This window comes from Altibacter sp., assembly GCF_019913785.1.
Classification (GTDB): Bacteria; Bacteroidota; Bacteroidia; order Flavobacteriales; family Flavobacteriaceae; genus Altibacter.
The window spans coordinates 1-14386 of sequence record NZ_JAIOHK010000029.1; the positions used below are offsets into that span (position 1 = coordinate 1).

A 14386-nucleotide genomic window follows, 5' to 3' on the forward strand; every position below is an offset into this window, starting at 1 on the left:
TGTTGCCATTGCCATGTATCCTAACCCGGCTAACAGTCAGGTGACTATTTCAAACAGCTCGAACATCCAGCTTGAAAAAGCTGCGATCTACGATATCAACGGAAAACTAGTGATGAACATCAATCTGCAAGATATGCAGGGAGAAAAGGTCATCGATGTTTCCAACTTGGCATCGGGAGTATATGTAGTACAAATAAATGGTGAACAAGCTAGCGTTGTAAAACGACTCATTAAAGAGTAAACTTGTAAACCAATAACCAACCAAAAATAAACCCCCTTCCAAACGGAAGGGGGTTTTTAATTTTAGATACAATTGATTTAAGAATCTTTAGGTTTTCCTTTTAAAGTTTGACTTCGCAAGCTAAACTTTTTACGTCTTGGACGAAGTTTTCCGAAAGTACCTAGTACAATCTTTCCCCGTCTGGTTTTTTTGTCACCTTTTCCCATTGCTTTTTAATTTTCTGATTTAGCATAAGGTAAGGAATGATGCGCAAAAAAAGTATTAATAATCTGCTAAACAAGCGTTAAAACTATCTAATCGTTGCGGTAAATTTTGAAATACCACCTACGCCTTGCTGTGTTAGCATTTTTATGAAGGCACTGCCAATAATGGCTCCCTTCGTGTGTTGCGTTGCCATCGAAAAGGTTGTTGCATTATTTATTCCGAATCCTACAATTTGAGGATGCTGAAGCTGCATTTTTGCTATACGTTTAAAATAGCTGGTTTGTAGGCTTCCAAAACCGTCCAGCTTTCCGGTCGTACTCGAACTGCTCACCATATAAATAAAGCCTTCGGAAATAGCGTCTATTTGACGAATGCGTTCTGTTGAGGTTTGGGGGGTGATTAGGAACATATTGATAAGATGGTGTTTTTTAAATATTGGCTGATATTCATTGGTAAATTCGGCCAATGGAAGATCCGGAAGGATGAGTCCGTCAATACCAATTTCCGAACATTTTGCACAGAAGGCTTCTACACCATATTGCAATACAGGATTAAAATAGCCCATAAGGATGAGCGGAATTGAAATGGATTTTCTAACCTCCTTCAACTGTTCAAACAACAGGGCCGTTGTCATTCCGTTTTGTAAGGCTTTGGTTGAACTGGCCTGAATTGTTGGACCATCGGCTAGCGGATCACTAAACGGTAGTCCGATCTCGACCATATCCACACCACTTTTTTCCAATTCCTTAAGTATTGGGATGGTATCACCTAAGTTGGGATATCCCGCTGTGAAATAAATGGAAAGTATCTTTTTGTTTTCCGAAAGTCGTTGTGTTATTCTGTTCATGTTCTTTTCTGCGTTAGGGATTGAAGCAAGCTACCCCGCCTTTTCGAGTGGCTTTGTGCGGAAAGGCGTGTAGCACTGAAAGCCCGACCCCGCATACGCGGGGAAACGCCCTATTTTAAATTAAAATATTCTATATATGTAGCTAAGTCTTTGTCGCCACGCCCGCTCAAATTGACCACCACCACATCTTCTTTTTTAAACTTCCGATCTTTAAAAATAGCAAGCGCGTGACTACTCTCGATAGCGGGAATAATACCTTCCAACTGGCAGAGTTCAAGCCCCGCCTGCATGGCGGCAGCATCGGTTATTGAAATGAATTCCCCACGGCCGCTTGTATATAAATGTGCGTGCAAAGGGCCCACTCCCGGATAATCCAGCCCTGCCGAAATGGAATAGGGCTCGGTGATCTGCCCGTCATGGGTTTGCATAAGGAGCGTCTTGCTGCCGTGGATGATCCCCATTTTGCCCAATACGGAGGTGGCGGCACTTTCACCGCTATGAATTCCTTTCCCCGCTGCTTCCACAGCGATCAATCCAACTTCAGGTTGGTTGAGATACGCATAGAAGGCACCTGCCGCATTGCTACCGCCTCCCACACAGGCAACCACATAATTGGGTTGGTCGCGGCCTTCCTTTTCTAATAGTTGCCATTTGATTTCCCTAGAGATCACGCTTTGAAAGCGCGCCACCATGTCGGGGTAGGGATGTGGCCCAACTACGCTGCCAATAATATAGTGTGTGTTGGTAGGATTGTTGATCCAATCTCGAATTGCTTCGTTTGTTGCGTCTTTGAGTGTTTTACTGCCGCTGGTTGCGGGAATTACCTTGGCACCAAGCATTTTCATACGTGCCACGTTGGGCGCTTGGCGCTTGATATCGATTTCACCCATATACACAATACACTCCAAACCCATCAAGGCGCAAACGGTTGCCGTGGCGACCCCGTGTTGTCCGGCACCTGTTTCGGCGATGATCCGTGTTTTGTTTAGGCGTTTTGCCATAAGTATCTGCCCAATGGTATTGTTCACCTTGTGGGCTCCTGTATGACAAAGGTCTTCTCGTTTCAGATAGACCTTTGTTTTGTATTTTTCTGAAAAGCGTTTCGCATAATAGAGTGGGGTAGGTCGCCCTACATATTCTTTGAGTAGCTGCTCAAACTCCTTCTGAAAGGAATCATCCTTTATGATCTTCAAATAATTTTGACGAAGTTCTTCCACGTTCGGGTACAACATTTCAGGAATGTAGGCTCCGCCGAATTCTCCGTAATAGCCTTTGTCGTTTACATTATAGTTCATCCATGAATTGTTTTAATGAGTCTATATTTTTTCTTCCGGGTTCTTTTTCGAACCTGCTATTGATATCGATAGCATGGATTGGAAGTCGCGTCTTTAACAATAGTCGTAGGCCGGGCAGTGCTTGGAGTCCGATACCTCCACTTAATACGAAGGGTTTTTCTGAAGGATACTTCTTTAGCACCTCCCAGTTAAAAGTAATGCCATTACCGCCCTTGTTCTTTCCTTTGGTATCAAAGAGAAATTTGTCTACCAAGGGTTCAAAAGGAGGTAGGCGATCAAAATTAAACCTGTCGTCTACACCAAAGGCCTTCCATATTTTTATATGGGCTGTGCGTGGATTTTGAATTAATTTTTCACACATTTGGTGAGATTCTTCTCCGTGTAATTGAATTATATCCAACTCGTGTATTTTGACCTTTTCAGCAATTTCCGCTACCGAAGCATCCACAAAAACCCCCACTTTTTTAATTCCCGAAGGAATAGGAGGAATAACTCCGTCAAAAAATCGCGGACTTAGCTTATAGAAGACAAAGCCCAGATAGTCCGGACGAAGTTCGGCTACTTCGGCCGTATTGTATTTCATGCCACAGATCTTGAGTTTCGGCTTTTTCATGAGAGTGATTGAATAAACGTTTTTGCAGCGCTACCGGGCTTGTCTGTTTTCATAAAATGTTCTCCCATCAAAAAACCTTGGTAACCATAGGCTCTTAATTCCTTAATGGCTTCTGTACTGCTGATGCCGCTTTCCGAAACTTTGACAAATTCGTCCGGGATTAGGGGCGAGAGCACCTTGCTGGTGTCCAATGAAACCTCAAATGTTTTTAAATCGCGGTTATTAACCCCAATCATATCAACCGTAGGTACTAATACGCGTTCTAATTCTTCTTTGTTGTGAACTTCCAAAAGTACCTCCAATCCTAAACGTTTAGCGATGGTAGAAAATTCTATAAGTTGTTTTCGATTCAAAACGGCTGCGATCAACAGAATAACAGCTGCACCGAATGCTTTTGCTTCGTAGATCTGGTAGGGGTCGATAATAAATTCCTTCCGAAGTAAGGGAATTTCAGTTGTATCGCGTGCCAATGCAAGATCGTCCATAGATCCCCCAAAGAAATGGGTGTCGGTTAAAATTGATATGCCACAGACTCCGGCATACTCATACCCCTTGACGACGTCATGAACCATGGAATGTGTATTAATGACCGATTTACTGGGTGATCGGCGTTTGTATTCTGCGATAATACCGGTTTTTGAGTTTTTAAGCATTTCCGATAACGATCCGGTAGCTTGTTCGAAGCATACGGTCTTCTCTAAAACACCAAGCGGCAAGACTTCTTTCCTAGCCACAACTTCCAGTTTTTTATAGGCGATTATTTTATCTAAAATGGTCATCTCTTTGCGCTAAGTTTTTGCACTGTTTGAAGCGAAGCCAATGCTTTACCCGACTGCAGGGAAGTTATTGCCTTTTCAAATCCCGTTCGAATTGGACAACCCACCACCGTCGAAATGGCCAGGGCGGCATTCGCACAAACTACATGTTCCTGTGCTGTTGTTCCTTTTCCGGATAAAATATTCACAAATAGTTCTGCCGACTCTTTTACGGTTGCTCCGCCGTAAATCTCGGAACTCTGAATAGGTTCAAGTCCGAAATCTGTCGGTTGTACTATTTTTTCTGAAGTATTTGAAATCACCTTTGCCGGGCCGGTGAGGGTAATTTCGTCGTAGCCATCCATGGCGTGAACGATGCTGTAATTTTTAGTGTCTTTCTGATAGAGATAGCCGTACATTCGCGCTAATTCCAAATTAAAGACGCCTACCATTTGGTTTTTTGGAAAGGTGGGATTTACCATGGGGCCTAGCATGTTAAAAAAAGTTTTTACCCCCAATTCTTTACGAATTGGAGCCACGTTTTTCATGGCAGGGTGAAATAGAGGAGCGTGTAATACACAGATGCCTGCCTCGTCCAAACACCTTTTTAAAAAATCTATATCGCTACTGAATTTTACTCCTAAAAACTCCAGTACATTACTACTACCACTTATGGAGGAAACACCATAGTTGCCGTGTTTGGTAACAGCTATTCCCGCACCGGCGGTTACGAAAGAAGCGAGTGTTGAAATATTAAAGGTGTTCTTTCCATCGCCTCCTGTACCGCAAAGATCGATGGTGTTATAGTCCTCAAAATGCACCGCGACGCACAAATCCAGCAGGGCATCTCTAAATCCTTCCAATTCGGCTATAGTCACAGTTCGCATCATAAAAACGGTGAGGAAGGAAGCAATCTGACTCTGATTGAATTTCCCTTCCGAAATGGCCACCAAAACGCTCCGGGCTTCGTCTTTGGTGAGCTGCTCGTGATTTATAAGTCTGTTGAGGATCTGTTTCATTTAGCTTTCAATCCAATTTTTGATAATTTGCTTTCCTTTTGGAGTAAGTACACTTTCCGGATGAAATTGAACCCCGCGTACATCGTATTCCCTGTGCCGTAAGGACATGATCTGCCCATTTTCATCGATGGCTGTGATTTCAAGAATTTCAGGAAATTGATCTCTAGAAACGACCCAGGAATGGTAACGGCCAATTTCCATTTCATTTTCAATTCCTTTAAATAAGGGTTCATCTTTTACCAATATGGATGCCTTTGTTGCCACCCCATGAAAGACCTCACTTAAGTTTTCAAGCTTGCCTCCGAACACTTCGCCAATGGCCTGTTGGCCAAGACACACCCCTAGGATGGGTTTTGTAGCTGCGTATTTTTTGATGACTTCTTTGAGTAAACCCGCTTCATCCGGTATTCCAGGCCCCGGTGAAAGCAAGACCTTATCATAAAAGGCTACCTCGTCCAAAGAAAAACGGTTGTTTCGTTTTACCGTAACGGTGCAGTTCAGTTCCTCCAAGTAGTGAACCAGATTATAGACAAAGCTGTCGTAGTTATCTATTACTAGTATGTTCATATTATAGTTGTTCAGCGAGTTCGAGGGCCTTTGTTAGTGCCCCTAATTTATTATATACTTCTTGTAATTCTTTTTCTTCATCACTTCCCGATACGATCCCGGCACCCGCTTGACAGTGCAATGTATGATCTTTACTAACAAAGGAACGAATGATAATGGCGTGGTTGAAGTTGCCTTTAAAATCCATGAACCCAATGGCTCCTCCATAGAATTCCCGACTCCTATTTTCATATTTTTCCAATAATTGCATGGCTTTATGTTTGGGTGCCCCACTCAGCGTACCCGCCGGAAAAGTGTCGGCTACTACCTGCATGGTAGGGGTATTTGGGTGTTTTTTTGCAGTCACCTTGCTTACCAAATGGATCACATGGGAGAAGAATTGTACTTCGCGATAGGTTTCAACCTTTACCTCAGACCCGTGTCTACTCAGATCGTTTCGGGCCAAATCCACTAGCATCACATGTTCGCTATTTTCCTTTTCGTCCTTAGCGAGTTGTTTGGCTAATTCGGCGTCTTGTTCGTCATTTCCGGTGCGTTTAAAGGTGCCTGCAATGGGGTGGATTTCGGCACGGTCCCCTTTAACAACGAGTTGTGCTTCGGGAGAGCTTCCAAAGATTTTAAAACTTCCGTAGTCAAAATAAAAAAGATATGGAGATGGATTCACACTTCGCAAGGCGCGATAAACATTGAAATCGTCGCCGGTAAAGCCTTGAGAAAAGCGCTTGCTGGGAACAATTTGAAACACATCGCCACGATGACAATGTTCTTTGCAAATTCGCACGAGTTTTTTGAAGTCTTCATCCTCCAGATTGGTATGCACACTTTCTTTTCGCTGAAAAGGATATTCCGAAAAGTTCTTTGTTTTTAGATATTGTTCAATTTGTGAGATGTTATTTTCGGTGTTACAACAATGAGCAAAGAGATAGGCCTCGTTATTAAAATGATTGATGGCTATAATATTTTGATAGACGGCATAGTACAGATCGGGCAGGCCGAGATTTTTGTCCTTCTTTGTAATGGTGACATCTTCAAAATAACGAACGGCATCGTAAGCCATAAAGCCAAAAAGTCCATTGTTGATGAATTTGAATGAATTGTCTTCAGAAATAAAAGACTCGGAAAAAGTAGCCAAGACCGTAGGAATATGTGTTTCAGCAGTAATTTCTGAACAGATTTTGGTTCCATCGGGGAATTGCTGGGTAATGGTTTCGTCTTCCACTTTAAAAGAGGCAATAGGGTTACAGCAGATATAGCTGAAGCTATTGTCGTTTGCATGATAGTCACTACTTTCCAATAACAGACTGTTTGGAAATTTATCGCGTAGTCGCATATAGACCGATACCGGAGTGAGGGTGTCGGCGAGTCGTTTTTTTGAATAGGTAGTAAGCTGGTATTTCATAAAATAAAAAAAAGGCTTGTCGTGTATGACAAGCCTTGGTATATATGGATATACGATAGTGCTTTAGCTCACGACGATTGACGTAAGTTTTTCCACCACCAAGTATATATTTTGTTTGTATTCATAATTTCGTTTTCAAATATAGAAATGAAATTTAAAATGACAAGTGAATGTCGCTTAAAATTTTAGTATCACATCCAACTCAAATTTATTGGAGATGGTATTGTCGGCTAATTTGTCGGCTAGATTCCCAGATCCGTACTGAATACCATAAATGGTGCGATCAATTTTTACGCTGGCTCTGGCACCTGTGGCACCCATTTCTAACTCAAAATTTACCGGAGCCGTTATGCCTTTAATAGTTAATTCGCCAAGAACCTCGTATGTATTTCCACTCTTTGAAGCTCCTTTAATGACCAAGGTTGAAGTTGGGTGTTCATCGACTGCGAAGAAATCGGAGCTCTTTAAATGACGCACTAACTTAGCTCTAGAATCACCTTCTAAATCGCTATTGGTAAGCGTAGTCATGTCTACTACAAAGACACCGCCAACTAATTCATCACCTTCCATTTCCAGATATCCTTCTTTTAATTCGATGATTCCGGTATGTGAGCCAAGGATTTTCTTCCCTTTCCAGATTATGGTACTCTCTTTTACTTCTTTTTTCTCTTTTACAGGAGTTGTAAATGCCGATCCAGCAATGAAGATGGCTACCAAGGCAACCGATTTAATTACATTTTTCATAGTTGTTTGTTAAAAGTTTATATTAAGATGTGCGTAAGGTATCCAAAAGATGATTTAGTTGTTCTAGATCGCTATCGGATAGATTTTTCAAGATTTGTTCATTATTATTTTCAGTGATGGTATCTAATTCTTTTAATAGGGCGAGTCCTTTTTCAGTAATAAATATTTCTACTTTTCTTCTATTTTTTTCACAGGTACGTCTGCTTACCCATTCTTTTTTAATAAGCTTGTCTACTAGTCGTGTGGTATTACTATTCCTATCAATCATTCGCTCTTGAAGTGTAGAAAGATTTGCGGGATTTCCCTTTTGACCTCTCAAAATACGCAGTACATTGTATTGTGGAATGGTTAGGTCATAGGGCTTTAGGACACCCGAAATAGTTTCTTCCACTATACGAGAGGTATACATTATATTTATTACGGTCTTCGTACTTATTGCCATCTTGTGTATGGACTTTATCGTTTCGTCAATCGTAATAGTTTTCATAACAAAAATTGTATATACAAATGTATAATAATTCTATTATTGCTGGACTATTTTAACACAATTTTAATATAGATGGTTAGCGCATTCAAAAATTAACTATCAATGATTTGTTAAATTATTTTTAGCAATCAATTATTTAGATATTTTTAGAGGATGAAACATTTGTTGTATACCCTTGCACTGATGGTCGTTTTCTCCTGTGCTGAAAACAAAAAGGAAGTCGCATTGGTCAAAGAGAAAGTACCCGTGTTTAATTTCGACGAGTTGCAACCCTTACTATCCAAGGATAATGATACTACCTATATAGTAAACTTTTGGGCCACCTGGTGCAAGCCATGTGTTAAGGAAATGCCGTATTTTGAAAAAATCAATACACAATATGCCAAAGACAAAGTAAAGGTAGTATTTGTAAGTCTTGACTTTCCCGACAAACTTGAGACGCAGGTGATCCCATTCCTTGAAAAGAACAATATTAAATCGCAGGTGGTGCTATTAGATGATGCCGATGCTAATAGCTGGATTCCAAGGGTTTCAAAGGAATGGTCTGGTGCCATCCCGGCCACCATTATTTACAACAGCGCCACTCGGAAATTTTACGAACGCGCTTTTAATTACGAAGAACTAGAAAACGAATTAAAAATCATTTTATAACAGCTATTATGAAAACAAAATCACTTAGTATCCTAATGTTTTTTTGTCTTATAGGAATTGCCACTTTCAGTAGTTTTAAAATTACCGAAGCAGAGGAAAGCATCGCCGGTTATACCATTGGTTCTGAAGCGGCCAATATCAATCTAAAAAATGTGGACAACACCATGGTTTCCTATGATAACTATCCGGATGCATTGGGTTTTATTGTCATCTTTACCTGTAATACATGTCCGTATGCGGTAGCCAGTGAAGACCGGATCATTGCCTTGGACAAGGAATTTAAATCGAAAGGATACCCTGTCATTGCTATTAACCCTAACAATCCGGAAGTACAACCGGATGACACCTTTGAATTGATGCAAGAAAAGGCAAAAGCAAAAGGTTTTACCTTTCCGTATTTATACGATGAAAGTCAAACGGTACATGCCGAATACGGTGCTGTCAAAACTCCTCATGTATATCTATTACAAAAGGAAAATAAAAAGCGAATTGTCAGATACATTGGAGCCATAGACGACAACGTGAGAACAGCCGATTTGGTTAAAGAGCGTTTTCTGGCCAATGCCATTAATGAATTACTGGCAGGTAAAGAAGTTACACTCAAAGAAACCAAAGCAATTGGTTGTTCGGTGAAACAATAATATCATCAACGTATTTTTATTCGATTAGAACCGAAAGCCTTAAAAAGGTTTTCGGTTTTTTTATGGTTTCCAAAACCGAATTATTATTTTTACAAAAAAAATACAAAATGGATTTATCACAAGCCCAATGGAAAGAACAACTTTTAAAAGACGAAAACGCGATTATTATAGATGTACGTACCGAAATTGAAGTGATCGAGGGCTGTATTCCCAATATGAAGCATTTGGATATCTATAATGCCGTTGAATTTATGGCCGAAGCCAAACAAATGGATCCTTCTAAGAACTATTATATCTATTGTCGTTCGGGTGGAAGAAGTGGTCAGGCCTGTGCCATCCTTAGGTCTATGGGATTTGAAAACACCTTTAATTTACTTGGTGGTTATTCTGAATGGGAAGGAAAATAACACTTTAAAAGTAACCTCATGAAAAAAGTATCTTGGATTATTTCACTCACAATTGTACTGCTGGTCGTGGCATGTAAAGATGCTAAAGAAAAAGATAGTACGTTAGAAACCGAAACTGTTACCGAAGTAGAAATTGTACAGCTGCAAAAACCAATTTTACTTAGTCCGAATGAGTTTCAGAAACAAATAGGCAACACTTCAGAAATACAACTCATCGATGTACGAACCCCCGAAGAATATTCGGAAGGACGCTTGACGGGTGCCAAAAATATAAATATAAATTCCGAAGACTTTGCGAAGCAAATTGAAGCTTTAGATAAGGAAAAACCCGTTTATCTATATTGTCGAAGCGGTGGAAGAAGTGGCCGTGCCGCCAAATTATTAGTAGATATGGGATTCACCCAGATTTATGATCTTGACGGGGGGATTACGGCATGGATGGAAAAAGAACTACCGACGGAGGAGTAAAACTACTGCTTCTTAATTTTTTTAACACATTGATTTGTATCTAGTTAAATTGAAGCTAAACTGATGTCAAAATAAATCCAAACTGCCCATCTGTTCGTATATTTAGTATAAAACAAGATGGCAATGAAAACTCAAAATCAGATTCTTCAAGAAGCGATGCGTACACTTATCACTAAAAGTTGCGCAAAAATTCCACATGTACATAGTGAATTTTATACCTTCCAAAAAACTTTACTAAAATTCTTCTTTAGTGCGGTGGATGTTGTTATCGATTACGATACTCAAACCATTACACTCTTAAACTCACATACAACAAATAGGACATTAGATAAGTTATATACTATGGACGATGCGGTATCTGTGACCATTTCCTATACAAATTTGGAGGAAACCTTAAAAGGATGTCTAGAAAATGGAATAAGACAATCCCGTTTTTATCAGAATATGTTATTCCACTACAATCATGTGGTTTCAGATAATTCGGCTATAGCATGTAGTGCCTAATACAATAGAATATGCCTCAATTAATTTTGTACACTCTAAGGGTTTTATTAATAGCTGTTGCTATAGCCGCTTTAGGCGTCCATTATTTATTACATCCCTTGTCCAAACCTATTGTATTTCTGTTATACGGTACCATCTTACTGGCTGTTTTTCTGACTTCATATAAGATGAATAAACCCATTCAATAAGATTAAACGTGTCTTCATTAAATACTGTTCACCGTTTAGTTGCTACTCTTTTTTATAAAGCCGAAAATTCCATGTTTAGCACCCAATTTTCTATTCATTCGGGTATTGTTCCATTTCTTCAATAACCTATTTTGAAGAATTCTTCTGTATTCAGTTAACAATAGGGTAGCAAAATATGGTAGTTCAACGGTAGTTTTAATCTGAAAATCGAACTTATCCCATTCTATTTTTAGTAGAAAGTATATTTTCTTACATTTATTTTGCTGAAGTAAAGCTGCTTAGTACCCAGTGTATGTTAAAAAGCTTTTTAATTGTAAAATACCCCGCATGATGAAAAAATTACTACTGCTTTTTATACTAAGCCTATTTGCTCGTGAAGCACATTCACAAATTAGTTATGTAGGCAAACAATATGATAATGGAAATATGCATTATACCGGAGCTTTTTCAGGCTCTGAAGAAACCGGATTATGGAAATTTTACTACGAAAATGGTAAAATAGAGTCCTCCGGACACTACTCAAAAGGTAAGAAAACGGGTGAATGGAAACGCTATCACACCAATGGTCGACTGGCTGCAGTGGGCAATTACGCTAACGGAAACAAAGTTGGAGATTGGAAATACTACGATGAACTTGGAAAACTTCACGATGAAGGATATGCTGCGGCGGTCAAAGAGGAGGAGAAGAATATACCATACGTACCTCAAGGGGATCTCTATCCTAGTCAGGTAACCAATAATCCCAATGTCATGATAGCACAGGTTTCCATGAATGGGCCTGTTACTACTAAAAAAGAAAGCACCAAAGAAATGCTCGATAGGGATAAGTTTATTGCTAATAGAAATGAACTTTTAGAAGCAGAGAATCCCTATACATCTACCATGCCAGATGGAGATAATGATCTTCAGGCGCAGTTGGAGGCAAAACAGCGTCTTTTAGAAACAGAAGCAGCCTATGCACAATATCTTAAGAAAGAACTGGACGAGCGTCTTTATCGTGTCAAGAAATTAGAAACGATCATCTCCATGAACAATGAAGCTGCCAATAAGGTAGCCGAGTTGCGAGATTCGGCTCTCAAAGACAATCAAATCAAAGAAGCAGCATTAAAAGAGGCCGCCTTAAAAGAAGCTCAACTCAAAGAAGCTGCCAGTATTGAAGCTGCAAAGAAGGAAGACGCCATGCGGGAAGCGAAGCTTATTGAAACTGCACTAAAAGAGGCGGAACAAAGAGAAATAGCACTCAAAGCGGCCGCTGCAAAAGAAGCGGAATTAAAAGAGGCAGCGATGCGTGAAGCAGCCTTAAAAGAAGCAGCCTTACGGGAAGCAGCTCTAAAAGAAGCTGCTCTAAAAGAAGCCGCACAAAGAGAAGCCGCCTTAAAGGAAGCCGCTCTTAAAGAAGCTGCCTTTAAAGAAGCTGCGCTAAAGGAAGCAGCAAAAAATGAAGCGGCGCTAAAAGAGGCTGCAAAACGTGAAGCTGAACTCAGAGAAGCTGCCTTAAAAGAAGCAGCATTAAAAGAAGAGGCGCTGAAGGAGATAGCGCGTATCGAAGCGGCTCAAAAGGAGGCTGCCCTCAAAGAAGCCGCCTTGAAAGAAGTAGCTTTAAAAGAGGCCGCTGCCAAGGAAGCTGCCGCCAAGGAAGCCGCCCTCAATGAAGCCGCTGCCAAAGAGAAAGCACTTGAAGAGGCAGCTAAACGGGAAGCCGAATTAAAAGCAATAGCCTTGAAAGAGGCTGCCACTAGAGAAGCAGCACTGAAAGAAGCCGCTGCCAGAGAAGCCGCCGAAAAGGAAGCCGCTGCAAAGGAAGCCGAGTTGAAGGAAGCCGCAAAACGAGAAGCTGCAGCCAAAGAAGCGGCCAAAAAAGAAGCAGCAGCAAAAGAAGCTGCCCTCAGAGAAGCTGCTGCGAAAGAGGCCGCTTTAAAGGAAATTGCCAAGATCGAAGCCGCTCAGAAGGAGGCGGCACTAAAAGAAGTAGCAATAAAAGAGGAAGCGCTTAAGGACGCAGCGCGTATAGAAGAGCTATTGAAGGAAGCCGCAAAGATAGAAGCAGCACAAAAGGAAGCTGCAATTAGAGAAGAAGCCTTGAAAAAGGAAGCCTTAAAAGATGCTGCCAGAAAAGAAGAACTGCTCAAAGAAACAGCGAGGATAGAAGCAGCACAAAAAGAAATCGCTGCCAAGGAGGCTGCCCTGAAGGAAGCTGCTGCCAAAGAAGAAGCAAAAAAAGAAACTGCTAGACGCGAAGCTGAATTAAAAGAAGCGGCTCGTAAAAAAGCCGAAGCAGAAGCAGCAGCCCTTAAAGAGGCAGCAGCTAAAGAAGCTGCGCTCAAAGAAGCTGCTAGATTGGAAGCTGAATTAAAAGAAGCAAAACTCAAGGAGGCTGTTGCAAAAGAAGAGGTGGCCAAGCGTGAAGCTGCAATACAAGAAGCGGCTCGCAAAAAAGCGGAAGAAGAGGAAGCAGCCCTTAAAGCGATTGCTGCTAAGGAAGCTGCCGCAAAGCAAGAAGCTGCCAAACTTGAAGCTGAGTTAAAAGAAGCAAAACTCAAGGAGGCTGTTGCTAAAGAAGAAGCTGCCAAGCGTGAAGCTGCAATACAAGAGGCAGCTCGCAAAAAAGCAGAAGAAGAGGAAGCAGCCCTTAAAACGATTGCTGCTAAGGAAGCTGTCGCTGAGCAAGAAGCTGCCAAACTTGAAGCTGAGTTAAAAGAAGCAAAACTCAAGGAGGCTGTTGCCAAAGAAGAAGCTGCCAAGCGTGAAGCTGAAATACAAGAGGCAGCTCGCAAAAAAGCAGAAGCCGAAAATGCAGCCTTAATAGTTAAAACGAATACGCGAAATGAAATTGAAGATGAAGCAAAAACTGTATACTATTTGGTGCGAAGTGGTGATTATTTAGGAAAAATTGCAGCCGAATATAAGGTGTCCATCGGTGAATTAAGACAATGGAATAATTTGACCGATGATAATATTAAAGTGGGGCAACGACTCACGGTTGCTTTAGATAATTCAACCAACATTACTAAAAGCGAAGTAAACACAGAGCCTATTTCTGAAAAGAAATCGGAACCAATTAATTCAACTCCCAATATAGACATCGTAAAAGAATACGATCACAATGGGAAATTAATTGAAGAAGGTCGATATAAGGATAATGTAAAAACCGGAGAATGGACTTATTATCACCACAATGGTGAAATTCTATACGTTGGGCATTACTTACAGGGTAAAGAAACGGGAAATTGGAAATACTATCGCGACAATGGAGTCCTTGAGTCGGAAGGAATGTACAAGTCCGGAGCCAAAGTAGGAGAGTGGAAGGTATATCATGCTAATGGCAACTTGAAGTCGGTTGGTGCTTTTGTGAATGA

General features: G+C 40.8%; 17 protein-coding genes. 7 read left to right on the forward strand and 10 right to left on the reverse strand.

Annotated features, from left to right (window positions below):
• Window positions 1-241, forward strand: a 241-nt coding sequence (locus tag K8F54_RS04200; RefSeq protein WP_290787470.1) for a T9SS type A sorting domain-containing protein, incomplete at its 5' end; no start/stop codon positions are given.
• 77 nt (window positions 242-318) lie between these two features.
• Here the strand turns inward: K8F54_RS04200 and K8F54_RS04205 are convergent.
• The 10 genes from K8F54_RS04205 to K8F54_RS04250 form a co-directional block, all read right to left on the reverse strand.
• Window positions 319-447, reverse strand: coding sequence for a 30S ribosomal protein THX (locus K8F54_RS04205; RefSeq protein ID WP_290787473.1), 129 nt, complete (start codon window positions 445-447; stop codon window positions 319-321).
• Between the two features lie 83 nt (window positions 448-530).
• On the reverse strand, window positions 531-1292 hold the full coding sequence (gene trpA, locus K8F54_RS04210; protein WP_290787476.1) for a tryptophan synthase subunit alpha: 762 nt from the start codon (window positions 1290-1292) through the stop codon (window positions 531-533).
• A 110-nt stretch (window positions 1293-1402) separates the two neighbouring features.
• Complete coding sequence (gene trpB, locus K8F54_RS04215; protein ID WP_290787478.1) at window positions 1403-2587, reverse strand: tryptophan synthase subunit beta; 1185 nt, start codon at window positions 2585-2587, stop codon at window positions 1403-1405.
• Entirely contained in the window at window positions 2577-3200 is a 624-nt protein-coding gene (locus K8F54_RS04220) for a phosphoribosylanthranilate isomerase (RefSeq protein WP_290787480.1), read from the reverse strand. Before K8F54_RS04220 ends, trpB begins: the two co-directional genes overlap by 11 nt.
• Entirely contained in the window at window positions 3197-3979 is a 783-nt protein-coding gene (gene trpC / locus K8F54_RS04225) for an indole-3-glycerol phosphate synthase TrpC (protein ID WP_290787483.1), read from the reverse strand. Before trpC ends, K8F54_RS04220 begins: the two co-directional genes overlap by 4 nt.
• Window positions 3976-4974: an anthranilate phosphoribosyltransferase gene (gene trpD / locus K8F54_RS04230; protein ID WP_290787486.1), complete on the reverse strand. Its 999-nt coding sequence runs from the start codon at window positions 4972-4974 to the stop codon at window positions 3976-3978. Before trpD ends, trpC begins: the two co-directional genes overlap by 4 nt.
• Window positions 4975-5541, reverse strand: a complete 567-nt coding sequence (locus K8F54_RS04235) for an aminodeoxychorismate/anthranilate synthase component II (protein ID WP_290787489.1) — start codon at window positions 5539-5541, stop codon at window positions 4975-4977.
• Window position 5542: 1 nt separating this feature from the next.
• Window positions 5543-6940 carry an anthranilate synthase component I family protein gene (locus K8F54_RS04240; protein ID WP_290787492.1) on the reverse strand — a complete coding sequence of 466 codons (1398 nt, stop codon included), beginning with the start codon at window positions 6938-6940 and terminating at the stop codon, window positions 5543-5545.
• Window positions 6941-7117: 177 nt separating this feature from the next.
• Window positions 7118-7684 carry a YceI family protein gene (locus K8F54_RS04245; protein WP_290787495.1) on the reverse strand — a complete coding sequence of 189 codons (567 nt, stop codon included), beginning with the start codon at window positions 7682-7684 and terminating at the stop codon, window positions 7118-7120.
• A 22-nt stretch (window positions 7685-7706) separates the two neighbouring features.
• Window positions 7707-8171, reverse strand: a complete 465-nt coding sequence (locus K8F54_RS04250) for a MarR family transcriptional regulator (protein WP_363299242.1) — start codon at window positions 8169-8171, stop codon at window positions 7707-7709.
• Between the two features lie 153 nt (window positions 8172-8324).
• On the opposite strand from K8F54_RS04250, the gene K8F54_RS04255 reads away from it, so the two are divergent.
• The 6 genes from K8F54_RS04255 to K8F54_RS04280 form a co-directional block, all read left to right on the forward strand.
• Window positions 8325-8822, forward strand: coding sequence for a TlpA disulfide reductase family protein (locus K8F54_RS04255; RefSeq protein ID WP_290787497.1), 498 nt, complete (start codon window positions 8325-8327; stop codon window positions 8820-8822).
• Window positions 8823-8830: 8 nt separating this feature from the next.
• Window positions 8831-9463 carry a thioredoxin family protein gene (locus K8F54_RS04260; protein ID WP_290787500.1) on the forward strand — a complete coding sequence of 211 codons (633 nt, stop codon included), beginning with the start codon at window positions 8831-8833 and terminating at the stop codon, window positions 9461-9463.
• 107 nt (window positions 9464-9570) lie between these two features.
• Complete coding sequence (locus K8F54_RS04265) at window positions 9571-9870, forward strand: rhodanese-like domain-containing protein (protein WP_290787503.1); 300 nt, start codon at window positions 9571-9573, stop codon at window positions 9868-9870.
• Between the two features lie 18 nt (window positions 9871-9888).
• The gene (locus K8F54_RS04270) at window positions 9889-10338 is read left to right on the forward strand and encodes a rhodanese-like domain-containing protein (protein ID WP_290787506.1); all 450 of its coding nucleotides are present in this window, start codon (window positions 9889-9891) and stop codon (window positions 10336-10338) included.
• Between the two features lie 123 nt (window positions 10339-10461).
• Window positions 10462-10842, forward strand: a complete 381-nt coding sequence (locus K8F54_RS04275) for a hypothetical protein (RefSeq protein ID WP_290787509.1) — start codon at window positions 10462-10464, stop codon at window positions 10840-10842.
• 515 nt (window positions 10843-11357) lie between these two features.
• On the forward strand, window positions 11358-14386 hold a 3029-nt coding region (locus K8F54_RS04280; RefSeq protein ID WP_290787512.1), incomplete at its 3' end, for a LysM peptidoglycan-binding domain-containing protein.